General features: G+C 57.5%; 21 protein-coding genes. 12 read left to right on the top strand and 9 right to left on the bottom strand.

The genetic code is table 11. The annotated features are described in order from the left end of the window. Positions 1 to 14 precede the first annotated feature (14 nt). From ACR0AK_RS08910 to ACR0AK_RS08890, 5 genes are all read left to right on the top strand, one after another. Positions 15 to 2,855 carry a helicase-related protein gene (locus ACR0AK_RS08910; protein ID WP_480793047.1) on the top strand — a complete coding sequence of 947 codons (2,841 nt, stop codon included), beginning with the start codon at positions 15 to 17 and terminating at the stop codon, positions 2,853 to 2,855. 6 nt (positions 2,856 to 2,861) lie between these two features. After that, on the top strand, positions 2,862 to 3,236 hold the full coding sequence (locus ACR0AK_RS08905) for an RNA-binding S4 domain-containing protein (RefSeq protein WP_480793046.1): 375 nt from the start codon (positions 2,862 to 2,864) through the stop codon (positions 3,234 to 3,236). 53 nt (positions 3,237 to 3,289) lie between these two features. Continuing rightward, the gene (gene fdxA, locus ACR0AK_RS08900) at positions 3,290 to 3,628 is read left to right on the top strand and encodes a ferredoxin FdxA (RefSeq protein WP_170557873.1); all 339 of its coding nucleotides are present in this window, start codon (positions 3,290 to 3,292) and stop codon (positions 3,626 to 3,628) included. A 284-nt stretch (positions 3,629 to 3,912) separates the two neighbouring features. Further along, positions 3,913 to 4,428: a CarD family transcriptional regulator gene (locus ACR0AK_RS08895; RefSeq protein ID WP_170348382.1), complete on the top strand. Its 516-nt coding sequence runs from the start codon at positions 3,913 to 3,915 to the stop codon at positions 4,426 to 4,428. A gap of 114 nt (positions 4,429 to 4,542) precedes the next feature. Further along, entirely contained in the window at positions 4,543 to 5,313 is a 771-nt protein-coding gene (locus tag ACR0AK_RS08890) for a potassium channel family protein (protein ID WP_170557871.1), read from the top strand. Here ACR0AK_RS08890 and cobS read toward each other — a convergent pair. Continuing rightward, positions 5,310 to 6,074 carry an adenosylcobinamide-GDP ribazoletransferase gene (gene cobS / locus ACR0AK_RS08885; protein ID WP_480793045.1) on the bottom strand — a complete coding sequence of 255 codons (765 nt, stop codon included), beginning with the start codon at positions 6,072 to 6,074 and terminating at the stop codon, positions 5,310 to 5,312. The genes ACR0AK_RS08890 and cobS overlap by 4 nt on opposite strands. A 79-nt stretch (positions 6,075 to 6,153) precedes the next feature. Between cobS and cobT the strand changes: the two genes are divergently transcribed. Beyond that, complete coding sequence (gene cobT, locus ACR0AK_RS08880) at positions 6,154 to 7,167, top strand: nicotinate-nucleotide--dimethylbenzimidazole phosphoribosyltransferase (protein ID WP_170557867.1); 1,014 nt, start codon at positions 6,154 to 6,156, stop codon at positions 7,165 to 7,167. 28 nt (positions 7,168 to 7,195) lie between these two features. Here cobT and ACR0AK_RS08875 read toward each other — a convergent pair whose 3' ends face one another. Further along, entirely contained in the window at positions 7,196 to 9,076 is a 1,881-nt protein-coding gene (locus tag ACR0AK_RS08875; RefSeq protein WP_170557865.1) for a monovalent cation:proton antiporter-2 (CPA2) family protein, read from the bottom strand. Positions 9,077 to 9,095: 19 nt separating this feature from the next. Continuing rightward, positions 9,096 to 9,551, bottom strand: a complete 456-nt coding sequence (locus ACR0AK_RS08870; RefSeq protein WP_170557863.1) for an Lrp/AsnC family transcriptional regulator — start codon at positions 9,549 to 9,551, stop codon at positions 9,096 to 9,098. Positions 9,552 to 9,697: 146 nt separating this feature from the next. On the opposite strand from ACR0AK_RS08870, the gene hppD reads away from it, so the two are divergent. After that, complete coding sequence (gene hppD / locus ACR0AK_RS08865) at positions 9,698 to 10,798, top strand: 4-hydroxyphenylpyruvate dioxygenase (RefSeq protein ID WP_480793044.1); 1,101 nt, start codon at positions 9,698 to 9,700, stop codon at positions 10,796 to 10,798. A gap of 57 nt (positions 10,799 to 10,855) precedes the next feature. Here the strand turns inward: hppD and ACR0AK_RS08860 are convergent, their stop codons facing one another. Next, positions 10,856 to 13,135 (bottom strand): hypothetical protein, encoded by a 2,280-nt coding sequence (locus ACR0AK_RS08860; protein ID WP_480793043.1) that lies wholly within the window; start codon positions 13,133 to 13,135, stop codon positions 10,856 to 10,858. A 164-nt stretch (positions 13,136 to 13,299) separates the two neighbouring features. Between ACR0AK_RS08860 and ACR0AK_RS08855 the strand changes: the two genes are divergently transcribed. Beyond that, positions 13,300 to 13,995, top strand: a complete 696-nt coding sequence (locus ACR0AK_RS08855; protein ID WP_170557857.1) for an SIMPL domain-containing protein — start codon at positions 13,300 to 13,302, stop codon at positions 13,993 to 13,995. Positions 13,996 to 13,997: 2 nt separating this feature from the next. On the opposite strand, the gene ACR0AK_RS08850 is transcribed toward ACR0AK_RS08855, so the two are convergent. The 3 genes from ACR0AK_RS08850 to ACR0AK_RS08840 all read right to left on the bottom strand — a co-directional run bounded on the left by ACR0AK_RS08850 (position 13,998) and on the right by ACR0AK_RS08840 (position 17,072). Beyond that, complete coding sequence (locus tag ACR0AK_RS08850) at positions 13,998 to 14,708, bottom strand: GNAT family N-acetyltransferase (protein WP_480793042.1); 711 nt, start codon at positions 14,706 to 14,708, stop codon at positions 13,998 to 14,000. A gap of 3 nt (positions 14,709 to 14,711) precedes the next feature. Beyond that, on the bottom strand, positions 14,712 to 16,004 hold the full coding sequence (locus ACR0AK_RS08845) for an O-acetylhomoserine aminocarboxypropyltransferase/cysteine synthase family protein (protein WP_480793041.1): 1,293 nt from the start codon (positions 16,002 to 16,004) through the stop codon (positions 14,712 to 14,714). 72 nt (positions 16,005 to 16,076) lie between these two features. After that, entirely contained in the window at positions 16,077 to 17,072 is a 996-nt protein-coding gene (locus tag ACR0AK_RS08840) for a hypothetical protein (protein WP_480793040.1), read from the bottom strand. 167 nt (positions 17,073 to 17,239) lie between these two features. Here ACR0AK_RS08840 and ACR0AK_RS08835 point away from each other — a divergent pair, with 167 nt between their 5' ends. The 4 genes from ACR0AK_RS08835 to preA all read left to right on the top strand — a co-directional run bounded on the left by ACR0AK_RS08835 (position 17,240) and on the right by preA (position 21,572). Then, positions 17,240 to 17,872 (top strand): cupin domain-containing protein, encoded by a 633-nt coding sequence (locus ACR0AK_RS08835; RefSeq protein ID WP_480793039.1) that lies wholly within the window; start codon positions 17,240 to 17,242, stop codon positions 17,870 to 17,872. Between the two features lie 159 nt (positions 17,873 to 18,031). Next, the gene (locus ACR0AK_RS08830; RefSeq protein ID WP_170557847.1) at positions 18,032 to 19,366 is read left to right on the top strand and encodes an NAD(P)-dependent oxidoreductase; all 1,335 of its coding nucleotides are present in this window, start codon (positions 18,032 to 18,034) and stop codon (positions 19,364 to 19,366) included. A 46-nt stretch (positions 19,367 to 19,412) separates the two neighbouring features. Beyond that, positions 19,413 to 20,249 (top strand): methyltransferase domain-containing protein, encoded by an 837-nt coding sequence (locus ACR0AK_RS08825; RefSeq protein ID WP_480793038.1) that lies wholly within the window; start codon positions 19,413 to 19,415, stop codon positions 20,247 to 20,249. 18 nt (positions 20,250 to 20,267) lie between these two features. Then, complete coding sequence (gene preA, locus ACR0AK_RS08820; protein WP_480793037.1) at positions 20,268 to 21,572, top strand: NAD-dependent dihydropyrimidine dehydrogenase subunit PreA; 1,305 nt, start codon at positions 20,268 to 20,270, stop codon at positions 21,570 to 21,572. A gap of 131 nt (positions 21,573 to 21,703) precedes the next feature. On the opposite strand, the gene ACR0AK_RS08815 is transcribed toward preA, so the two are convergent. Continuing rightward, positions 21,704 to 22,963: a TRAP transporter large permease gene (locus ACR0AK_RS08815; RefSeq protein WP_480793036.1), complete on the bottom strand. Its 1,260-nt coding sequence runs from the start codon at positions 22,961 to 22,963 to the stop codon at positions 21,704 to 21,706. After that, positions 22,960 to 23,493 carry a TRAP transporter small permease gene (locus ACR0AK_RS08810; RefSeq protein WP_170557838.1) on the bottom strand — a complete coding sequence of 178 codons (534 nt, stop codon included), beginning with the start codon at positions 23,491 to 23,493 and terminating at the stop codon, positions 22,960 to 22,962. Before ACR0AK_RS08810 ends, ACR0AK_RS08815 begins: the two co-directional genes overlap by 4 nt. Positions 23,494 to 23,509 lie beyond the last annotated feature (16 nt).

Genomic DNA, 23,509 nt, shown 5'->3' with positions numbered 1-23,509 from the left:
GGCAGGGGGCAAAGGTGAGCGGGTCATCCCGAATCGTGGCCGTACTTGGCCCAACGAACACAGGTAAAACCCATTACGCGATCGAGCGGATGCTGGGGCACCGGACAGGCGTGATCGGCCTTCCGCTGCGTCTGCTGGCGCGCGAGGTCTATGACAAGATAGTTGCGATCCGGGGACCGTCTGTTGTCGCTCTGGTCACGGGCGAAGAGCGGATCGTTCCCCCGCGCGCGCAATATTGGGTCTGCACGGTCGAGGCGATGCCCGAAGGTATGGGCGCGGATTTTGTAGCGATCGACGAGGTCCAGCTTTGTGCCGACCCTGAGCGTGGTCACGTGTTTACCGACCGTCTGCTGCGGTCGCGTGGCACGAGTGAGACATTGTTTCTGGGCGCTGACACCATGCGCGGGCCTATTGCAGCGCTGGTGCCAGAAGCGCAGTTTGTGCGGCGCGATCGCATGTCGCAGCTGGTCTACTCCGGCTCCAAAAAGATCAGCCGCATGCCCGCGCGCAGCGCAATCGTCGGATTTTCGGTCGACAACGTCTATGCCATTGCCGAACTGCTGCGTCGCCAAAAAGGTGGCGCAGCGGTGGTCATGGGGGCGCTCAGCCCGCGCACCCGGAATGCTCAGGTGGAATTGTATCAAAACGGTGAGGTTGACTATCTGGTTGCCACTGATGCCATCGGGATGGGGCTGAACCTAGATGTGAACCACGTGGCGTTTTCGTCTCTGACCAAGTTTGACGGCCGGCGTATGCGGCTTCTGGCACCCAATGAACTGGCCCAGATCGCAGGCCGGGCAGGGCGCGGGATGTCTGATGGTACGTTCGGCGTGACGGGCGAGGCTCCACCGCTGGACGAAGGGGTCGCGCAGGCGATCATGGACAGCCGGTTCACGCCGATGAAAAAGCTGAATTGGCGGAATGCCGCCTTGCGGTTTGGCTCGGTTGAGGCCCTCATCGACTCGTTGGAAGTCGGTCCCGACAGCGAACATCTGATCAAGGCGCGACCCGCAGACGACCTGAACGCACTGAAATCGCTGTCTCAGGACGCCGAGGTCATCGCCCGCGCAAGCGATGGCCCGTCCGTCCGATTGTTGTGGGATGTGTGCCGAATCCCTGATTTTCGCGGTATCAGCCACGCGGAACATGCCAGCCTGCTTGAGGTGATCTATGGTCATCTGCATGAACGCGGCACGATCCCTGATGACTTCATGGCGCGGCAAATCCGCCGCATCGACAAAACAGACGGGGATATTGATGCGCTGTCCAAAAGGTTGGCATATATTCGCACCTGGACATATGTTGCGCAACGAAACGGATGGGTGCGTGACGAATCACATTGGCGCGCGGAAACGCGCACTGTAGAAGACAGCCTGTCAGACGCTCTTCACGATCGTTTGACTCAAAGATTTGTGGACCGGCGCACATCTGTGTTGCTGCGCCGGCTCAAACAGAAGGAGGCCCTTTTGGCCGAAGTAAATGACAAGGGTGAAGTGACCGTCGAAGGAGAATTCGTCGGTCGTCTGGAAGGTTTCCGGTTTACACCGGACAAAAGCGCGCAAGGAACCGAAGCGAAAGCTCTGAAATCGGCCTCTTTGCAAGCACTCGCGCCGCAATTCCATCTGCGTGCCGATCGCTTCTATAACGCGCCCGATACCGAAATTGATTTTACCGATCAGGGTGGCCTGATGTGGGGCGAATATGCTGTCGGCAAACTGGTTGCCGGCGCAGAACCCCTCAAGCCGTTGGTCGAGGTTTTTGTGGATGAGGCTGCTGGCCCGGATGTTGAGCAGAAAGTGCAGCGCCGTTTGCAGCACTTCATCGACCGCAAGGTTGCGGCTTTGTTCGAGCCGCTGCTGAACCTGTCGCGCGATGAAGAACTGTCCGGTCTGGCCAAGGGCTTTGCCTTCCGTATGGTCGAAGCGTTGGGCGTTCTGCCACGCGCGCAAGTTGCGCAAGAGGTCAAGGATCTGGATCAGGATGCCCGCGGTGCCTTGCGCAAACACGGTATTCGGTTCGGCCAGTTCACCATTTTCATGCCTCTTTTGTTGAAACCCGCGCCGACGCGTTTGCGTCTGGTTCTTTGGGCTTTGGTGCAGGGCTTGCAGGAATTCCCCGAAGCACCGCCTCCGGGTTTGGTCACGGTTCCTGTCGCCAAGGACGCGCCGCAAGGCTACGACACCATGTGCGGCTACCGCGATGCCGGTGAACGTTCGATCCGGATCGACATGCTGGAACGTCTTGCAGACATGCTGCGCGCCGAAGACAGCCGGGGTGGTTTTGAGGCCAAGCCTGACATGCTGTCGATCACCGGCATGACGCTGGAGCAGTTTGCGGATCTGATGCAGGGGCTGGGCTATAAGGCCGAGCGCGGTGAGCGCGAAAAGGTCAAACCTGCACCCACGGAAGTCAACACTCCTGCGACTGACCCTTCGGAACAGGCTACCGCGGAAGAAGCCCCGGCGCCGGAGGCCGCAACCGAAGAAGTCGTCGTGACCGCCGAGGCGTCAGCCGAGGCCACCGACAGCACCGAGGCGGCAGCCGAGGCCACGGATACGGAAACGACAACCGAACCTGTTTCAGAGGAACCCGAGGTCGAGGTGTTCTTTACATTCACCTGGGGACGTCAGCGTCAGGCCAACCGTGGCCCGCGTCGTGAACAGCGGCAAGGGCAGGGCGGCAAAGGCAAACCGCGCGGCAAACCTCAGGACGGTCGCGGTAAGCCGCAAGGCAAGAAGGGTGGCAAACCGCAGGGTGGAAAGACATTCTCGTCCCGTCCGCCCCGGAAGGAAAAGGCGATCGATCCCGATAATCCGTTTGCAGCAGCGCTTATGGGTTTGAAAGACGGCAACTGATCCGTCATGGCCGAGGCCAAGCTGCGGATCGATAAGTGGTTGTGGCAGGCGCGGTTCTTCAAGACCCGCAGCCTGGCCGCCAAGCAGGTCAGCGGCGGTCATGTACGACTGAACGGAACCCGGGTGCTGAAACCGGCACAGGCTGTCACACCCGGAGATGTCCTGACATTTGCTCAGGGCAAGACCGTTCGTGTCGTACGGGTCGAAGAATTGGGCACCAGACGCGGCCCAGCCCCCGAAGCGCAAACATTGTACTCGGATTTGACCGAAAAAAGGGACGCCCCTCCTAAGAACCCGGGTTTTGAGGGAAAGGGTCGTCCAACAAAGAAGGATCGGCGCGCGCTTGATCTTTCTCGCCCTCGGAATGGCGAGTTACCTTGAAGCCGAGCCCGGTCTGGATTAGCTAAACGCCATATCTGAATGGGATTCTGACTATGACCTATGTCGTCACGGACAACTGTATCGGCTGCAAATACACCGACTGCGTTGAGGTATGCCCGGTGGACTGTTTTTATGAGGGCGAGAATACGCTGGTCATCCATCCCGATGAATGCATTGACTGCGGTGTGTGTGAGCCGGAATGCCCGGCAGACGCTATTCGTCCGGACACCGAACCGGGTATGGATCAATGGGTGGAATTTAACCGAAAATACGCGGAAGAATGGCCTGTGATCGTGACAAAGAAAGACCCGCTCCCTGAGGCAGAGGAACGCGACGGGGAAGAGGGCAAGCTTGAGAAGTACTTCATCGCCGCACCCGGCGAGGGTGGGTAAGCGATTCGCTTGTTGAACTTAACTGTTCAGACACACGTTAGCTTTCTATGTATCTGAGAAATATTGATTTTCTCGACGCAGCTAGGGGGCGGCCTTTCGGGTGTCGCATTTTTGTGATATACTCAGAAGCTGAATGATGAATGAGATGGGGATGACTCCGTAAGTATGTACGCTTTGGAGTTCTAATTTTTTGACAAACTTGCCGCCTGACCGGGCCCGATGCTGGCGCGGTTTGTGGCGTATTTTTGTCTGTGCCTCGCTCTCGAAACCAAGGATGAACCTGTATGTCTAAGTCGAAAAAGCTTGAGTTCCGCCCGAACGATTACGTTGTCTACCCCGCCCATGGTGTGGGCCAGATCATCTCGATCGAAGAGCAGGAAGTCGCGGGATACTCGCTCGAGCTGTTCGTCATTTCTTTTGAAAAAGACAAGATGACCCTGCGGGTACCGACCAACAAGGTCACCGAATCGGGTCTGCGCTCGTTGAGTTCGCCCGACGTCATCAGTCAGGCGATGAAAACGCTCAAAGGTAAGGCCAAGGTCAAACGCGCGATGTGGTCGCGTCGGGCGCAGGAATATGAGCAAAAGATCAACTCAGGCGATCTGATCTCGATCGCCGAAGTGGTCCGTGACCTGCACCGCACCGACGATCAGCGCGAGCAAAGCTATTCCGAGCGTCAGTTGTACGAAGCAGCGCTGGAACGCCTGACCCGCGAAGTCGCCGCTGTTTCCGGTGCTGGCGAAGTCTCTGCAGCCAAGCAGGTTGATGAGGTTCTGACCTCGCGCGCAGCTGCTGCATAATCGCCAGGAATGCCGTTTTTCAGGCCGCTCCCGAAAGGGAGCGGCTTTTTCATTTTTGACGGCTTGGTCAAAACCCCGTTTGCGGCTAATTTTCCAGCAGGAAGAGGCGCGTAGATGGCGAACGTAAAGCAGGCAGTCAAATATCTGTATATCGGGCACGACCCGATTTCGGTCTGGTTTCGATACGGGTTGATCCTGTTTGACGCGATCACCATCGTTTTCTTTGTCGGTACAGCAAATGGCGAACATGGCCTCGGTTTCACCGTTGCTAGCCTGATCATCGGGTTCTTTATTGTGCTGGATTTTTCGGCGCGGATGTGGATCTCGAAAGATCGTTGGAAACTGTTACGTCAAGTCTACACGCTGGCCGACATCGTCGTCATCGTCTCGTTGTTCCTTGATCTGTTCCTGCCGTGGAACCTGGCATTCCTGCGGATTTTGCGTGCCTTACGCCTTATCCACTCCTACCACCTGCTGAGGGACCTGCGGCGGGACAGCGATTTTTTCCGCACGCATGAGGACGCCGTGATCGCGGCGATAAACTTGTTGGTTTTCGTGTTTGCCACTTCGACAGCCGTATTGGTCTTTTTCATCCCCGAAAACAGCCCGCATGCTTATGTCGATGCGCTATATTTCACTATGGCGACCCTGACCACGACCGGGTTCGGGGACATCACGCTGGCGACGCCGGCGGGCAAGCTGTTCTCGGTCTTCATTATGATCGTTGGTGTGGCCCTGTTTGTCCGCTTGGCTCAGGCAATTTTCATGCCCCAAAAAGTGCGTCACAAGTGTTCGAATTGCGGCCTGTATCGGCACGATCCGGACGCGGTGCATTGCAAGCATTGCGGCGAAACACTGCGGATCGAAACAGGCGGAACGACTTAGAGAGTTGCGGCCAGGGCCATCAGGAACGCAAGCTCTGATATTTGCTGCGATGCTCCCAGAACGTCCCCTGTCTGTCCTTTAATCTTGGCTTTGGCGATCAAAGCCAGAACTCCAACTGTCAGAGCCGAAAAAACTGTTGGTACCAGCGCACTTGGTCCAATCAGCAGCAGAGACAAGACGACCGCGAGACCACAGCCTATGGCTGCAGTCTCGGCCTTTGGGCCGCCGACCGAATGGCTCAACCCGCTGTTTCTGGCGTTCGGTAGTGTTGCCATTAGTATTGGCATGACTGCACGCGAGATGACGCAGGCCGCCAGAATACCTGTGAAGGCGTTGGCCGACAAAAGCGCGGCGATCAGCGCGACGCGCAGCAGTTGGCTGAAGATAAGGGTAAGAACGCCGTAGGCGCCGATATAGCTGTCCTTCATGATTTCAAGGCGCCGTTCCGTGGAAAACCCGCCCCAGAACCCATCGGCCGTGTCTGCAAGCCCGTCTTCGTGCATAGCCCCCGTGGTGATCACAAGCACAGTCACCAGAATAACGGCGCAGGCGTGTGCAGGCAGGCCGGTTGCGCTTGCTATCCAACCAAAGACACAGGCCAACAACCCAACTGACAGCCCCACCAGTGGAAACGCCCAGACCGCATTGGCTTGTCGCGCAAACAGGCGTTCTGGCAAACGTGGCATCGGCAGGCGCGTCAACAACACCAGCGACAGTGGAAAATCCCAAGCGGAAAAGAGTTTAGTGTCGTTTTTGTTCACTCCCGCGCCTTTCAGGGTCTTGTTGGATCGGACGCTTCGGTTAAACACACAGGACCACTCTGATGCAACGAGGCTTTCGATGCTGCCCGAACTAAAAGACCTGAATTCTCTTCGCGAGGCTCTGAGCAACGCTCCAGGGCCGGATGGAACCGCGCTGCAAGGTGCTGCCGAGCGCAATGGACAACTGACCAAACCCCCCGGTGCTTTGGGCCGACTCGAGGATTTGGCGATTTGGTATGCGGGCTGGCGCGGGGACGCCCGACCGCAGATCTCTGCTCCCCAAGTCATCGTGTTTGCGGGCAATCATGGCGTTACGGCGCAAGGCGTTTCCGCCTTTCCGCCAGAAGTAACTGTTCAAATGGTCATGAATTTTGAACATGGAGGCGCGGCGATTAATCAATTGGCCAAAGCCGCTGGTGCGACCATGAATGTGCACGCGCTGGATTTGAACCGACCCACGGCTGATTTCACCTCAGGCCCAGCTATGTCCGAGGACGAACTGCTCGCGGCGTTGCGCGTGGGTTGGACTGCCGTTGATCCAAGCGCCGACTTGCTGGTTGTCGGAGAGATGGGGATCGGCAACACCACCCCGGCGGCTGCCATCGCCTGCGCCCTGTTCGGGGGGGAGGCGACCGATTGGACCGGACGCGGCACAGGTGTTGATGACGCCGGTCTGGCCAACAAAACCCGTGTTGTAGCTGAAGGCGTCGCCTTGCATGCCGGTTCACGCGACGGGCTGGAAATCCTGCGCTGTCTGGGCGGGCGCGAAATCGCGGCTATGGCCGGAGCCATCGCAGCTGCGCGGGCGTTGCGCATTCCGGTCATTCTTGACGGCTTTATTTGTTCGGCGGCTGCAGCCTGTCTGGCAGGCGTGGCCGAAGGTGCCTTAGATCACACGGTCGCAGGCCACCAAAGCGCCGAAGGTGCCCACGCGGCCGTATTGGCCAAATTGGGTAAAGAGCCGCTGTTGAGCCTCGGATTGCGCCTGGGCGAAGCCTCTGGTGGGGCACTGGCCATCAATATCCTCAAAAGTGCCGTCGCGTGCCATTCCGGAATGGCGACATTTGCCGAAGCAGGTGTTTCGGACGGTTGATCGAACCGCCTGATCCGGCAAGACCGGGTCAGGCTGATTTCTTTGCGTGTTTCTCGGCCAGTTCCAACAGCTCGGTTTCCAGGTCTTTCTCTAACTGCCGTGCCCGCTCGATGTACTTTTTGTTGTCAGCGGTTGGCATTCCGGGAATCCACAGCTCTGCCAGATCACGCACAGAGGCGCGGTCGTGGTGATAGAATGTCTGCTCGGCCTGCGCCGCTTCGTATTCGCTCAGACCTACATTTTCTAAAACATAGCGGCCCGCTCGCAGCGATCCGTCGAACATCTCGCGGACAATGTCATCCGCCCCGGCCTGGTACAATTGGTAGACATGGGTGCGATCACGTGCGCGGGCCACGATATGCAAATCCGGTCGCTGACGCCGGGCAAAGCCAACCAACCGCGTGACCTGCTTGGGGTCATCCATCGCAGCGACCAGGACAGAAGCTTTTTCAAGCCCGGCGGCACGCAACAGTTCTGGCCGCGTGGGATCACCCAAAAACCCTTTGACGCCGAACCGCCGCATCAACTGGATTGTCTCGATATCGTGGTCCAGAACGACAGTTTTGAAGCCGCTGGCTCGAACAAGCCGATTAACGATCTGACCAAAACGACCAATCCCGGCGATTATCACAGGGCCTTTCTCGTCGATTTCATCAGGTTCGACTTCCGCGGCGCCTTCGCCCATTCGGCGCGACATCAGATCATAGATGATGAACAACAGCGGGGTGATCAGCATTGTCAGGGCGATGATCATCAGCAGTTTTTGCGACAAATCCGGTGGGATGACGTTTTGCTGCGTTGAGAAAGCCAACAGCACAAAGCCGAATTCGCCTGCCTGCGCCAGACCCAGTGTGAACAGCCAGTGATCCCGACCACGCAGCCGGAACGCGCGGCCGACCAAAAACAGGATAATGCCCTTTGCCAGTATGACCAGCAACGCAAGACCGATCAGATCAAGGGGGTCGTTGAAAAAGTAGCCGACATCAATCCCGGCGCCGACCGTGATGAAGAACAGGCCTAAGAACAGGCCTTTGAATGGCTCAAGGTCGCTTTCCATTTCGTGGCGGAATTCCGAACTGGCCAGAACAACACCCGCAAGAAACGCGCCCAAAGCAGGAGACAGCCCAACAAGGGTCATCAGGAAGGAAATTCCCACGACGATCATCAATGCCAGCGCTGTGTACATTTCGCGCAGCCGGGTTGCGTGGATGAAGCGGAACAGTGGGCGCGTCAGGTAGATACCGGCCAGAATGACAAAGGCAACAGCGCCGATGGTGACCAGCGTAACAGCCCAGCCTGGCAAACCTTCGACCAGTGACAAGCTGTGATGGCCCGCGTCATGGAGTGCGTCCGCGCCGCGATCGATTGATCCGTCGCTTTCGATATGAGGCATGGCAGGCAGCGCCAATAGCGGCAGCATCGCCAGAATAGGGATGACTGCGATGTCCTGTGTCAACAGGACCGAAAACGTCGCCCGCCCTCCATTTGTCTGCATCAACCCTTTTTCCGACAACGTCTGCAACACAATCGCTGTCGATGACAGAGATAAGGTTAACCCTACGGCCAGGGCGACCGACCATGGGTGGTTTGCATAAATGGCCACGGCGGCGATGACGGCGGTGGACAGCAACACCTGCAGACCGCCCAGCCCAAGAAGTCGGTCTCGCATGTCCCAAAGGGCGCGCGGCTCAAGCTCTAGTCCGATCAGGAACAGCATCATGACCACGCCGAATTCGGCCACGTGCTGCAGACTTTCGGTCTCGGCCCCCACAAGACCGAAGACAGGGCCGATAACGATGCCAGCGGCCAGATAACCCAGAACAGAACCTAACCCCAGACGTGCCGATAGGGGCACAGCGATCACGGCGGCAGCCAGATAGATCGAAGCCTGGTAAAGGAAATCGTCCATTTTTGTCCTCTCGGTCCGGTCAGGTGGGCAACGGCGCGTCGCGTTTAAGTTGGTCCATCACGATCTGGCTTTGAACCCGTGCCACTGCAGGATGCGGTAGTATCACCTGGTGAAGCAAGCGGTTGAGCGCGGAAAGATCGTCGCAATAGACGTGCAGCAGATAATCTGCCTCTCCGGTCATCGTCCAGGCGCTGGTGATTTCGGGGCGGGTGTTGACCATGCGGGCAAAGCTTTCGGATTGTTCCGGGCCATGAGTGCCCAAATGAACCTGTATGAAGCCTTGAACCTGCAAACCCAGCCTGAGCGGATCCAGCCGCGCGGCATAGCCGGTGATATAGCCTTCGGCCTCAAGCCGCTGACGGCGACGCCCGGCCTGGCTTGGTGACAAGTTCAGCATTTCACCCAATTGATGCGCGGTCAGATGTGCGTCCTTTTGCAAGGCAGACAGCAGACGCGTATCGGTGGAATCCAGCATATGCGGATTTTCTCCATATTCTTTAACGAATATGCGCGAATTGCGCATGTGATCATAGTTTACACGAAAACTATGCGCAGAAACAGCGCTTGGTAAGGCGTATTTTGGAATCAGCAAAGAAATTCCTGTTTTTACGGAGACGCGCCATGGGACCTTTCCCGCATAACGCCTCGAAATCTGTCATCAGCCCTGAAAACCCCGCCGGAACCGATGGGTTCGAATTTGTGGAATTCGCCCATCCTGAACCGCAGGAGTTGCGCGATCTTTTCACCAAGATGGGTTTCGAGCTGGTCGGACACCATAAGGACAATACTCTCGTTGAACTGTGGCAACAGGGCGACGTGACCTATATCCTGAATGCCGACCCCGAAAGTTTTGCTGCCAAGTTTGTGGAACAGCACGGCCCATGCGCACCTGCGATGGGCTGGCGCGTTGTGGACGCGCAGAAAGCTTATGAGCACGCTGTTTCCAAAGGTGCCGAGCCTTACGATGCGGCCGACAAAACCATGGACGTCCCGGCAATCAAAGGCATCGGCGGATCGCTGATCTATTTCATCGATCAGTATTACGAAACATCGCCTTACAATCACGAGTTCAACTGGACCACCCAGTCCAAACCGCGCGGCGACGGGTTCTACTACCTCGATCACCTGACCCACAATGTCTACAAGGGCAATATGGACAAGTGGTTCAAGTTCTACGAGGACCTGTTCAATTTCCGCGAAATCCGGTTCTTTGACATTCAGGGCAAGTTCACTGGCCTCTATAGCCGCGCACTGACGTCGCCATGCGGTCGTATCCGTATTCCGATCAACGAAGACCGGGGCGAAACCGGGCAGATCGTGTCATACCTCAAGAAATACAAAGGTGAGGGCATTCAGCACATCGCGGTGGGTAGCGAAGACATCTACGCCTCGACCGATGCGATTGCGGAAAAAGGTCTGAAGTTTATGCCGGGGCCGAACCAGGCGTACTACGACATGTCCAAGGATCGGGTTGTGGATCATGATGAACCGCTGGACCGGATGATCAAGCACGGCATCCTGATTGATGGCGAAGGCGTTCTTGACGGCGGCGAGACACGTATCTTGTTGCAGATCTTCTCAAAAACCGTGATCGGTCCGATCTTTTTCGAGTTCATTCAGCGCAAAGGTGATGATGGATTTGGCGAAGGGAACTTTCAGGCCCTGTTCGAGTCCATCGAACGTGAGCAAATCGAAAGTGGCGAAATTTCAGCTGCTTATTGAAGTAAGTTAAGCCGAAAAAGGCGGTCAGGGTTATCCCTTGGCCGCCTTTTTTCACACCTAGCTCCGCGGCATTTTCAGTGTCACGTTTCTGCCGCGCTTTTGGTACCGCAACTCGCTATCGCCAATGGCGATGACACTGCCGCCGTCCAGCCTGTCTCCGACTTTCAGCTTTTTGTATCGACCACTGGGTAACCGAACCAGGGCGCGTCGGTTGGCCGGGGTTCCGTAAACCCCGATCAGGTTCAGCTTGCGCAGATTGATCGCGTTGTCGATGGTCGCTTGCCGCGCCACCGAAGCGGTCGAGGGGATTTTTGGCGCCACAGTCTTTGGTTGGAAGGAACCAGCCTCGTCCGAGTTTTGGTTGACCGCCGCCGTTGACCCAAGATTGGCGGTGTTTGTGCTGGCAGGGCGGGTCAGTCCGGCTGGTCGTGGTTTGGGGCGTGGCACACGCACAACTGCCAAAGCAGTTGGCGTTTCGTCAATCTGGGGGCTGCTTTGCAACGAATCCGGCCGCAGTTTCGGACGCAGAACCGCCAATTCCTCGCGCGTGCGTCCGCCAAGTTGCTGGCGCTCGAAGCTTTCCCGCAAATTGGCGGGACGTGGATTTGGCCGTTTCTGCGCTAAGCGGGCTGTTGGATCTTCTTCAATCGGCTCTTGCTCGAACCGAACCGGTATTGCAGGGGGAACCTTGGCGGGCCGGCCAAGAAAAACGACCACCCCGTCCGGGTTCAGGGTTCCTTCGGCTGAGGGCGTGACCAGGCCGCGTTCGTCCAGATCAAACTGGACGCCTGCCTGTGCGGGCAGGGCGTTCTGTTCAAACGGAAGATCCGTTTCAAAGCTGCTGACGGGGGGCAGAGCCACCGCGTCCTGCGACAAATCAGTGCTGTCCAGGGACGCCAGATACAAGTCCTCAGTCGGCTGCAGGTCTGGGTCGGGTAAAGGTGCGGGCGCAACGATTTTGATGTCGGCTTGTGCGAGGTCTTCTGCTGGTTCAGGCTCCCGCTCGACCGGTTCGACGGTGGTCGGGGCCACATTCAACGCTTCAAGAACCGCGGGATCGGTTGTGATGAGATCAGGACTTGAGTCTGCATCGGCTTGATCTTGCTGTGCCTCATCGGGTGCAACGGCGGCAAGCTCCGGTTCCTGATCGGTCAGTTCGATTGATGTCGGCGCGGTATTCAAAGCCTCAAGAATTGCAGCATCCGTTGCCGACAGATCCGCATCTCGTTCTTGATCAGTTTCAGTCTGCGGAACCTTAGTAAGCTGTGGTGCGCCCTCAAGCTCTGCTGGCGAAGTGATTTGATCGTCGACGGACGAGCTTGGCAGCACCTCTTCGACTGAAGCGACCTCTGCCACTGCGGGTTCGACTTCGTCTGTTCCTGTCAGGGACCAAACTGTTACCGCGATGCCTGCAACCACGGCCGCCGCTGCCGCGGGGATAGCATAACGGCTGAATTGGGGGGCGGGATTTGTATCCGCTGCGGTGTTCGGGGTGGGCGTTGAACGAAACTCTGTAGGGGCATCGGAAGCCGCAATCGCGTGAACCGCGGGAGCCGGCTCGGCCTTTTCGGGTTCATCTACCCCAGCCGGTTCGGTCGCCTCGGTCTTGTCGGGTGCATCTACCCCAGCCGGTTCGGTCGCCTCGGTCTTGTCGGGTGCATCTACCCCAGCCGGTTCGGCCGCCTCGGTCTTGTCGGGTTCATCTACCTCAGACGGTTCGGTCGAAGCGGTCTTGCCGGGTTCATCTACCTCGGCCGGTTCGGCCGCCTCGGCCTTGTCGGGTTCATCTGCCTCAGCCGGTTTGGTCGCAGCGTTCCTGTCGGGTTCTTCCACCTCAGCCGGTTCAGCCGCAGCGGCCGTTTCGGGGGCGTTGATTTCAAATAGTGGTTCGGACGGAAATTCCTGATCTTCGATCGGGGTTGAGTACTGGACGGGAACAAATCCGTGATCGGCGGCAAATGCTTGCGCCTCCGCCAGAGTTTGTCTTGCGACGGCAGCAACATGGGTTGTGGAACCCACGGTTACGGTGTCAAAAGCGAGCTCACCCAGCGCGTAGGGGGTGGCATCGGTCAGCTCCGACTGAGCTTTCTCAGCGCTTTCTTCCGGGCTTAAACCCTCTGTCGACACAGATAAAAAACGCACCTGATCTGCCGGTATCAACAGCTTGCAGTTCAGGTCGTTTTCCAGATTAAAGCCCTGATCTCGCAATGCGATGATCTGTGCATTCAGGTCAGGCGCATCCAGAGAAACCTCGCCAATGCAGTACCAATCACCATCCGAATGGTGGTGCAAGGATATTCCGGTCGAAGAAAAAGACAGCGCAAAGGCGGGTTTCATAATCCGGAAAAACCATAGTTGTCAGCATCTGTGCAAACGATCTGTCGTCCGCAGAGTGACATTAAAGCAGGATCCCGCCGAGGGAAAGAAAAAGCCGGTCTTTCCCCTTGTTCGGCAGACCCTCGCCACCCCATGTTGGAGAAAAGAAAATTGGAGGGAAGACCTTGAATAAAATCGCTTTTCTAGCTGCAGTTTTGTCGATGTCAGTCGCAGGCCTGGCACATGCGGAAGAACGTCGCATCACCGTTGACGCAGCGGGAACCGTGCAGGCTACGCCCGATATGGCGACCATAACTCTGGGTGTAACCAACGAGGACGCGCAGGCCTCGAACGCTATGAAGGCCACTTCGGAATCGGTGACTCAAGTCCTAAGCCGGTTGCAGGAGCTGGGCATCGAAACGCGTGATGTGCAGACCCGCGACGTGTCTTTGTCGCCGGTCTGGAACAATCGTAACAGCGCAAGCGGCGACCGGCCCGAAATATCGGGATTTGTCGCCTCGAACCGAGTGGTGGTGCGTGTGCGTGACCTGACACAGCTTGGTACAATCATGGATGCAGTCATCCAGGACGGGGCCAATGACTTTGGCGGGCTAAGCTTTGGCGTACAGGATCCGAAACCGCTGCAAGCGCAGGCGCGCGCAAACGCCGTAGCCGAAGCGACCGCCAAGGCCGAACAGTTGGCACAGGCTGCAAACGTGACGCTTGGGCCGGTTCAGGAGATCAGTGAACAAGTCGGTGGTGCGCGTCCCGTTGCCATGATGCGAGAATTCAGTGCCGCGGATTCTGGGGGTGTACCTGTGGCGGGAGGTGAGGTGTCCGTTTCGGTCACAGTCACCATGGAATTTGAAATCTCTGAGTAACCTCAGACGTTTGCGCGGGCCTTCAAATGTTGTCTTTGTTGGCCCGCTTGGTCGAAGTTGTCCGGCGATAGCCACGCTTCAAAGGCGTTGCGGATGCGCGGCCACTCGCTGTCGATGATGGAATACCACGCCGTGTCTCTGTTACGGCCTTTGTAGTGGGTGGCCTGTCGGAATGTACCTTCGTAGCTGAAGCCTAACCGCTCGGCCGCGCGACAGGATGGTGCGTTTAAGGCGTCGCATTTCCATTCGTAGCGGCGATAGCCCAACTCATCGAAAACGCGGCGCATCATCAGATACATGGTTTCCGTCGATTGTGGGCTGCGTTGCAATAAGGGCGAGAAGTGGATGTGCCCGACCTCGACAACACCCGAGGCAGGGGTGATTCTCAAAAACGAAGCCATGCCCACTGGAACTTCGTTCGTATCCAGAACCGTGTGAAACATCGGGTCAGCGTCCATGCAGGTCGCCCGCGCCCAATCCTCAAACGCGCGCTCGCTTTCGAATGGCCCATAGGGCAGGTAGGTCCAGTTGTGACCATCCGTGTCGTTGGCAAACGCCCGGAACAATCCGGGCGCATGTCTGTTCACGTCCAGCGGCACGACGGAGCAATACCGGCCTTCCATCGGCGTGTAGGGCGGTGTTGGGCGAGGGAACTCACCCGAAACCGGCAATCCGATGGGTTGACCCAGATCGTTTGTGTCGTGCCCGCTCATTATTTAAGCGGACGCTTTGGACAGTGCCTGATCAAGATCGGCGATCAGGTCATCAGCGTCTTCGATGCCAATGGACACGCGCACAACACCCGGGCCAGCGCCCGCGGCTTCTTGCTGTTCCGGGGTCAGCTGACGGTGCGTGGTCGAAGCCGAGTGAATGATCAGCGAGCGTGCGTCGCCCAGGTTGGCTACGTGGCTGAAGATCTCTAGCGCGTTGACCAGCTTGATACAGGCATCATAGCCACCCTTGACCGCAAAGGTGAACAGCGCGCCAGCGCCCTTCTTATATTGTGCCTTTACCCGGTCGTGGTAGGGGGAAGAGGGCAGTCCCGCGTACGTCACGTAGTCCACCCGGTCATCTGTCTCGAGCCACGCGGCGATCTTTTGCGCGTTTTCGACGTGGCGCTCCATTCGCAGCGAAAGCGTCTCAATCCCCATCAGCGTATAGTGTGCCGCCTGCGGGTTCATGGTCATGCCCAGATCGCGCAGGCCAATGGCAATCCCGTGGAAAGTAAAGGCCAGCGGGCCGAAGGTCTCATGGAATTTAAGCCCGTGATACGCCTGCTCCGGTTCGCTGAGCGAGGGGAACTTGTCATTCGCCGACCAGTCGAAATTGCCTGAATCCACGATGCAGCCGCCAGTAACGGTGCCGTTGCCGGTCAGGTATTTGGTGGTCGAATGTACAACCAGCGTCGCACCGTGCTCGATCGGGCGGCACAGGTAGGGCGTGGCCGAGGTGTTGTCGACGATCAGCGGGATGCCTGCGGCGTCCGCAACATCCGCCAGCGCGCGGATATCTGTGACATAGCCACCGGGGTTGGCAATCGATTCACAGAACACAGCGCGGGTGTTTTCGTCGATGGCGTCTTTCACGGCGTCCAGATCGTCGGTGTCGACGAACTTGGCCGACCAGCCGAACCGCTTGATGGTCTGGCTGAACTGTGTGACCGTGCCGCCGTACAGGCGGGTAGATGCGACGACATTGCAGCCCGGACCCATCAGCGGAAACAACGCCATGATCTGCGCAGCGTGACCGGACGAGCAGCATACCGCGCCGACACCACCTTCCAGCGTGGCAACGCGTTCTTGCAGAACGGCCACGGTCGGGTTGGTCAGGCGCGAATAGATGAAGCCGACCTCTTGCAGGTTGAACAGAGCCGCCGCGTGGTCGGCATCGCGGAACACATAGGCTGTCGTCTGATAGATCGGTGTCTGACGGGCGCCAGTCGCAGGATCGGGTCGCGCGCCCGCGTGAATTTGAAGCGTGTCAAAACCGTAGGTGGGGCCGTCAGACATCTTGGAAATCTCCTGTTGGAATGCATGTTGCTGAATCTCTAGGCGATTGAGCGCGCGCAGACAACATTCCTGTCAGCGCATCCAAAGACCATTCTTGCGTATCGTGTTGCGAATAACCTGCTCGCGTTTTGGAAGGTTGTCGCGGTCGAACATGTCTCGGATTTTATGACCCTTGCGCTGCAACACCAGCTTCTTGATCGGATCATATCCCTTCAGCACCTTTTTGACCCGGTTGGGCGCAACCACGGTTTCCAGCACCTCGACAGTATGATCGCTTTCACGGGCGTAGAGCAGGGGGAACAGGCGATAGTGACAGCTGACCGACCCGTCCAGAAATCCTGCAGGCAGGGAGTTTCGGTTGCCTCCAAACGAATGGATCACCAGCGGTAAAGCTGCCTGATCCAGCCAGGGGTCAAGGTTTTGACCGGCCATTTCGGGAATCTCGCCGTCGCGGATCGTGCGGGCATAGTCCAGAAATCGTTCTCCAAACCTGCGCGGGCAGGAGTAGAAGAAGTAACCGGCATTGAAATACAAATAGCGCCGCCAGTAATCCACCGGTTGGCTGGTATCCAGTGAGCTGGCGAAATCCAATCCGAACTTGTCGTACAGCGCCTTCCAGATCCCATCCAGGCCGGGGCCGTAGAGGGTTGGCTTGGGCCACGTTCCTTCGACCCTAAGCGATGCGCTCGGTTTATCGAAATCGAAAGGCACGCTGTTCAGATCTCCAGTGATCAATGTGTCACTGTCGAAAAACACGAAAGGCTCGCCTTCGGGCATGGCCAGCAATGCTTCGATCTTGTTGCCATAGGGATAGCTGGCACCGAATACCCTGTTTTCGAAGCGCAGGATCTCGGCATCCGACTGGCGCAACGCTTTCAGCAGATCCTCGTCCTGAATACCAGGGTCCTGCGGCCAGTTCGGTCCGGGTTTGGGGACCGCAACACACAGGCGGCCGGAAAAATCAGGGCTGCAGAGCCGTAGTGATGCGGCGAACAAAAGCGCTTCGTATTGCAGCCGGTTGTTTTGCCCGATGATTAGGATGTTGAATTTCGGGGCGTTGGCCTGCATCCGTTGACTTTCAGTTATTGTGTTTGCCGTTGGCCGGCGCTGCTCGGGTTTCTTTTCGGACGTACAGTACGCAGGTGCGCCCGTCAAAACCAGATGTGATGCGCGCAATTTGAAAACTGTCGGCGCAACACCATGTAATTGACACGTCCCCGTTCAGGAGTGCCCCCATGAGGATCAACGCAGATTTCACCAAACGTGTTGCAGTTCATTTCGACCAGACTGAATGGGTCGAGTCCCCCGCTGCCGGTGTCGAACGCAAGATGCTGGATCGCATCGGCGAGGAGGTTGCCCGTGCAACGACAATTGTCCGTTTTGCACCGGGCAGCGCGTTTTCGGCCCATACTCACGACGGGGGAGAAGAATATCTGGTTTTGGATGGCGTTTTTCAGGACGAAACCGGAGATTTCCCGGTCGGCAGTTATGTGAGAAATCCTCCGACCTCGTCGCACACACCTTCGGCCAAAGAAGGCGCCACAATCTTAGTGAAGCTGCATCAATTTGACCCCGACGACCGGACCGAGGTGCGCCGTTCGATCAATGGTCAGGGGAACACTCAACTGTTCAAAGACGCGCATGAAGATGTCCGGGTGTTCAATCTTGGGGCGGGTGAGGTGTTGAATCTGGACGCGTCGCAGGGGTTAGAGCTGTTTGTGATCGAAGGTTCGGTGAAGGAATCTGAAGAAGATTTCAACGTCTGGGACTGGTTGAGGTTGGCGCCGGGCACGCGGTCGACCGCCGTAGCCGGGGCTTCCGGGGCGCGTGTTTGGACCAAATCTGGCCATTTGTCTCAGATGGTCTGATACGTCTACCGCACGAAAAATGGGCATAAACAAAGGAAAACCGGATTGAATGGTCCGGTTTTTTCATTTTTTGACCAATTGGCAAATTTTACCATTTGATAAAAAATCACTTTGTGGCAAGCTGAAGCCATAACGAACATATCTACAGGGAGTAGAGCGATGGCACAGGGCCAGATTGCCTCCGGCATTGTCTCCGGTCGGCTATCCAGCGAAGAGCTGACATCGAATTTTACGGATTTGCATCCGCCATTGGCCCCGCATGAGGCCGCCGTGGCAGCAGATCGGTGTTATTTTTGTTACGATGCGCCATGCGTCACAGCCTGTCCGACGGACATCGACATTCCGCTGTTCATGCGCCAGATTCAGGCCGGCCAGCCCGAAGCTGCCGGCGAAACCATCATGGCACAAAATATCCTCGGTGGTATGTGCGCCCGCGTCTGTCCCACGGAGACACTGTGCGAAGAGGCCTGTGTGCGCGAAACTGCCGAAGGGCAGCCGGTAGAGATCGGTCGTTTGCAACGTTACGCAACGGACAGCGTCATGGTCGCCGGACGCCATCCGTTTGAAAGGGCTGCGCCGACGGGCAAAACGGTGGCTGTGATCGGGGCAGGGCCAGCGGGTCTGGCCTGCGCGCACCGGCTGGCGATGCTGGGTAATGACGTGGTGATCCACGAAAGCCGCCCAAAGCCGGGCGGCCTGAACGAATACGGGATCGCGGCGTATAAATCGACTAATGATTTTGCTCAGGCCGAGGTGGATTGGCTGCTGGAAATTGGCGGAATCTCGATTGAGACCGGTTCAGTTCTGGGCGAGGGGATCTCGCTGAAAGGGCTGGCCGAGAACTATGATGCAGTGTTTCTGTCTATCGGTCTTGCCGGGGTGAATGCCTTGCGTGCCGACGGGGCGGAAAAAGATGGTGTTCGCTTCGCTGTGGATTTCATTTCGGACGTGCGTCAGGCCTCTGATCTGGTTGATTTGCCCGTAGGTCGCAACGTGGTCGTCATCGGCGGTGGCATGACAGCGGTGGACGCTGCGGTGAAGTCGAAACTGTTGGGTGCCGAACATGTCACCATTGCCTATCGCCGTGGACGCGACGCGATGGGGGCCAGCCGGTACGAACAGGACCTCGCAGCCTCACACGGCGTCAAGATCATGACCAATGTGCAACCTGTGGCCATCCATGGAAACGGGGCCGCGGTCGAGATTGAGTTGGAATATACCACCAGCCACGATGGGCAACTGACCGGCACCGGGGAAATGATCCGCTTGCCTGCAGATCAGGTGCTCAAGGCCATAGGCCAAAAGCTGGACGGCGCGCCGGAAGGTCTGGAACTGGACGGCAATAAGATCGCTGTAACCGGGGCTGGACGGACTTCGATGGCGGGTGTCTGGGCCGGGGGCGACTGTGCGGCGGGAGGCGAAGACCTGACCGTGACCGCAGTGGCCGAGGGCCGTGATGCCGCGATGGACATCCACGCAACTCTGGTTTCGTGATAGGGTGGGGTATTCACCCCATTCCTTTCGCTGCTGAGGTATTCCCATGTCCCAGATCGAAAAAGCCGTTGCCCAACACTATACCACCGGAGCCTTGACTGACCGCGTGCGCGCGGCGCTTGAGGCCAGTGGGATTGACCCGGACGCGGCCACTGTGGCCGATCTAAAGGCGGGGGATGAGTTCCACACAGGCGGCGTTCTGGCGACAGACAACCTGTTCGCGCAATTGTCACCGACCCATGCAACGCACGTTCTGGACGTGGGATGCGGCATAGGTGGCACGTCGCGATACATCGTGGATCGCTATGACTCGACGGTTACCGGAGTCGATCTGACACCGGAATTCGTTGAAACAGCTACCGCCCTCAGCGATCTGGTCGGGCATTCCGACAAGGCCAGTTTTCACGTCGGCAGTGCTTTGGACATGCCGGTGCCGGATGCCGGATTTGACCTTGCCGTCATGTTGCATGTGGGCATGAATATTGAAGATAAGGCCGGGCTGTTCGCAGAAGTTTCGCGCGCGCTGGCCACGGGCGGGACATTTGCCCTGTTCGATGTAATGGGCGGGGATGTGGACGAACCGCTGTCCTTTCCGCTGCCCTGGTCAACGGTGTCCGAAACCTCGTTTGTACATGCGCCGCAGGTCTACAAGGACGCTGCGGGTGCCGCCGGTCTGGAACTGGCCGCCGAGACCGACCGCACAGAGTTCGCACTGAAGTTTTTCGAGGAAGTCTTCGCGCGTATCGCTGAAAGCGGACCAGCCCCCTTGGGCATCCACCTGATGATGGGCGAGACAGCGCCTGAAAAATTCCAAAACTACGTCAAAAACCTCAAGGCCGGGCGCATTCGTCCGACCGAAATGATATTCAAGAAAACCGGCTGAGCCGGGAAGGGAGAAGCCATGGCCGATCTGAAAACAAACTTTCTGGGCATTTCCAGCCCCAATCCTTACTGGCTGGCCTCGGCACCGCCGACAGACAAGGAATACAACGTTCGCCGCGCATTCGAGGCCGGGTGGGGCGGTGTCGTCTGGAAAACTCTTGGGTCCGAAGGGCCGCCGGTTGTGAACGTAAACGGGCCGCGCTACGGAGCGATCTATGGCGCGGACCGCCGCCTACTCGGTCTCAACAACATCGAACTGATCACCGACCGCCCGCTTGAAGTGAACCTCGAGGAAATGGCGCGGGTCAAGGCCGACTACCCCGATCGCGCGCTGATCGCGTCGATCATGGTGCCCTGCGAGGAAGAGGCCTGGAAAGCCATCCTGCCGCGTGTCGAAGAAACCGGCGCGGACGGGATCGAACTGAACTTCGGCTGCCCGCACGGGATGAGCGAACGTGGAATGGGCGCCGCCGTGGGGCAAGTTCCGGAATATATCGAGATGGTCACCCGCTGGTGCAAGAAATACTATGACCGGCCTGTGATCGTGAAGCTGACACCAAACATCACCGATATCCGCAAGCCTGCCGAGGCGGCGAAAAACGGTGGCGCGGATGCGGTGTCACTGATCAATACGATCAATTCGATCACCAGCGTTGATCTGGACACGTTCAGCCCGGAACCGTCGATTGATGGCAAGGGCAGCCACGGCGGGTATTGTGGCCCGGCGGTCAAGCCAATTGCCCTTTCGATGGTGTCCGAGATCGCGCGCGCTGAAACCACTCATGGCCTACCGATTTCCGGCATTGGCGGCGTGACCACATGGCGCGATGCGGCAGAGTTCATGTCTCTGGGCTGTGGAAACGTCCAGGTGTGTACTGCAGCTATGACCTATGGCTTTAAGATCATCGACGAACTGACTGCAGGTCTGTCCAAGTGGATGGATGAAAAAGGGTACACAAACGTGTCCGAGATTATCGGTCGCGCGGTTCCAAACGTGACCGACTGGCAATACCTGAACCTGAACTACGTGGCAAAAGCTAAGATCGACCAGGACCAGTGTATCAAATGTGGTCGCTGCTATGCCGCCTGCGAAGACACCAGCCACCAGGCGATCTCGATGTCCGATGACCGGGTGTTCGAGGTCATGGATGACGAATGCGTCGCGTGTAACTTGTGCGTAGACGTGTGCCCAGTTGATGGATGTATCTCAATGGTGCCAATGGCCGCGGGCGAGGTTGATCCGCGTACAGGGCAGGAAGTTCAGCCGGAATATGCGAATTGGACGACGCATCCAAACAACCCGATGGCCAAAGCTGCCGAGTAATTTGGTTGCTAAAAACAAGAAGGGGCCCCAAAGCGTGGGCCCCTTACCAATTGTGCTTTTGACCATGTGAATGGCGGTTATTGCCCCAATCTGACAGCGTCTTCTAAGACCCGCAGCTTCATCTCGTTTTGCTAGATCAGGTAGGTCGACAAGATCGGAGCATAGCTGAGCAGAATTAAAACAGCAGCCACTGCAATCAGGAACGGCCAAAGCGATTTCAGAATTGCTCCGGGGGTCGCGCCGCTCATGGATGAGGCGATATACAGGCCAATCCCGACGGGCGGAGTCAGCAAGCCAAGAACCAGATTCAAGCACACAACCACACCGAATTGATAGGGGCTGATATCGTAGGACCCGGTTGCAATCGGCAATAGAATGGGTGTGATCAGAATTATGGCGGCGATACCATCGATCACCATCCCTACCAACAGCAGGGCGGCATTGACGATTAACAGAAACATGAAAGGGTTGGATGTGATGGACGTGATCAACCCGGCTAGCTGCTGCGGTATTTCCTCGTAAATGATGACCCAGCCAAACACGCTGGCCGCGGCGATCATGAACAGGATCATCGACGCATTTGCGGCGGTCCGCTTGAACATCTCGCCCAGATTCTGCGGTTTCAGATCTCCGTAAATCAGCCACCCAACCAGAAATGCGATCAGCGAGGCGATGGCGGCGGATTCCGTTGGTGTCGCAATACCGAACAGAATGCCGCCGATGATCGAAACCGGGATCAGCATGGCGGGCAGGGCGGCGATCAGGGCTTGTACGGCGTCTTTGCGGGACATCCAGACACCCTTGGGGAAATGCTGAGCCCAACCAATTAAAGTGATTACCAGCGCGAACGCTCCCGCCAAAAGAAGCCCCGGAATGATCCCGGCGATGAACATGTCACCGATGGGTATCTGCGCCAGAACGCCGAAGATTACAAACATCATCGACGGTGGGATGACCGGCGCCAAAAGGCCTCCGGCGGCTGTTGTGGCAGCGGCGAAGCCCTTGCTATAGCCCTCTTCCTCCATCGCGGGGACCATGGCGCGGGACATCACAGCGATCTGTGCGGTCGCCGAACCGATGATGGCGGCCATGAACATGTTCGCCAGCAGGTTGATATAGGCCAGCCCACCCCGAAACCCGCCCACGAAAACGCGCGCCAAGGCGACCAATCGACGGGTCATGCCACCTTCGTTCATCAATTCTCCGGTCAGCATGAAGAGCGGGATAGCCAGCAGGCCGTAATTTTCCAGCCCGCCAAACATCTTCTGGGCGAAACTGTCATAAAGAACCGTGTTCCCGCTTTCCCAGATGTACCAGATCGCGGTGATCGCCAGCACGATGGCGACGGGGACCGACAAAAGCAGGGTCGCCAGAAAGACAATAGGACTCATGCTTGCAACCCTCGTTCAGGGCGCGCCACAAGATGCATTGTCGAATGCAGCGTGGCCCCCAAGGCAAATAGCCACATCACGAACCAAAACAGGAATTTTGGCAGCCCGAGTGTTGAGGTCGGCTCAGCATAGATGAAGTTGAAGGTGTTGCCCTGAAAAGCCATTGCGTCGAACCCAGTGCGTGCGATGTCCAAAGGCAGAAACCAGCGCCAGCAGACCCACAGCATCGCGATTGCAAAAATGAAGACAACGATATCGACGACTTTTTGGATGATTGCCCGGACCTGAGGCGGAACCAGATCCACAAGGATAGTGATCGAGACCGAATTGCGGTGATGTAATGCGGCAGAGGCACCAAGGAATGTCATCCACACCATGGCATAGATTGCCAGTTCATCCACCCAGAACAGTGCGTTGCCAGCCGTGCGGGTCACAACGTTCAGCAAGATCAACAAAGTGACGCAAACTGCAAGCGCTGCGGCACACCACAATTCCACCCGCGCCCACGCAGCCGACAGTCGGTACAACATCGCCGATCCCCTGTAC

Source organism: Ruegeria sp. BI12 (assembly GCF_056537985.1).
This window is presented reverse-complemented; position numbering and strand designations above follow the sequence as displayed.

Excerpts from the sequence above, each read along its gene's own strand:
- ACR0AK_RS08905 (WP_480793046.1), top strand. The coding sequence starts at position 2,862 with ATGGCCGAGGCCAAGCTGCGGATCGATAAGTGGTTGTGGCAGGCGCGG.
- fdxA (WP_170557873.1), top strand. The coding sequence starts at position 3,290 with ATGACCTATGTCGTCACGGACAACTGTATCGGCTGCAAATACACCGAC.
- ACR0AK_RS08895 (WP_170348382.1), top strand. The coding sequence starts at position 3,913 with ATGTCTAAGTCGAAAAAGCTTGAGTTCCGCCCGAACGATTACGTTGTC.
- ACR0AK_RS08890 (WP_170557871.1), top strand. The coding sequence starts at position 4,543 with ATGGCGAACGTAAAGCAGGCAGTCAAATATCTGTATATCGGGCACGAC.
- cobT (WP_170557867.1), top strand. The coding sequence starts at position 6,154 with ATGCTGCCCGAACTAAAAGACCTGAATTCTCTTCGCGAGGCTCTGAGC.
- ACR0AK_RS08875 (WP_170557865.1), bottom strand. The coding sequence starts at position 9,076 with ATGGACGATTTCCTTTACCAGGCTTCGATCTATCTGGCTGCCGCCGTG.
- ACR0AK_RS08870 (WP_170557863.1), bottom strand. The coding sequence starts at position 9,551 with ATGCTGGATTCCACCGATACGCGTCTGCTGTCTGCCTTGCAAAAGGAC.
- hppD (WP_480793044.1), top strand. The coding sequence starts at position 9,698 with ATGGGACCTTTCCCGCATAACGCCTCGAAATCTGTCATCAGCCCTGAA.
- ACR0AK_RS08860 (WP_480793043.1), bottom strand. The coding sequence starts at position 13,135 with ATGAAACCCGCCTTTGCGCTGTCTTTTTCTTCGACCGGAATATCCTTG.
- ACR0AK_RS08850 (WP_480793042.1), bottom strand. The coding sequence starts at position 14,708 with ATGAGCGGGCACGACACAAACGATCTGGGTCAACCCATCGGATTGCCG.
- ACR0AK_RS08845 (WP_480793041.1), bottom strand. The coding sequence starts at position 16,004 with ATGTCTGACGGCCCCACCTACGGTTTTGACACGCTTCAAATTCACGCG.
- ACR0AK_RS08840 (WP_480793040.1), bottom strand. The coding sequence starts at position 17,072 with ATGCAGGCCAACGCCCCGAAATTCAACATCCTAATCATCGGGCAAAAC.
- ACR0AK_RS08835 (WP_480793039.1), top strand. The coding sequence starts at position 17,240 with ATGAGGATCAACGCAGATTTCACCAAACGTGTTGCAGTTCATTTCGAC.
- ACR0AK_RS08830 (WP_170557847.1), top strand. The coding sequence starts at position 18,032 with ATGGCACAGGGCCAGATTGCCTCCGGCATTGTCTCCGGTCGGCTATCC.
- ACR0AK_RS08825 (WP_480793038.1), top strand. The coding sequence starts at position 19,413 with ATGTCCCAGATCGAAAAAGCCGTTGCCCAACACTATACCACCGGAGCC.
- preA (WP_480793037.1), top strand. The coding sequence starts at position 20,268 with ATGGCCGATCTGAAAACAAACTTTCTGGGCATTTCCAGCCCCAATCCT.
- ACR0AK_RS08815 (WP_480793036.1), bottom strand. The coding sequence starts at position 22,963 with ATGAGTCCTATTGTCTTTCTGGCGACCCTGCTTTTGTCGGTCCCCGTC.
- ACR0AK_RS08810 (WP_170557838.1), bottom strand. The coding sequence starts at position 23,493 with ATGTTGTACCGACTGTCGGCTGCGTGGGCGCGGGTGGAATTGTGGTGT.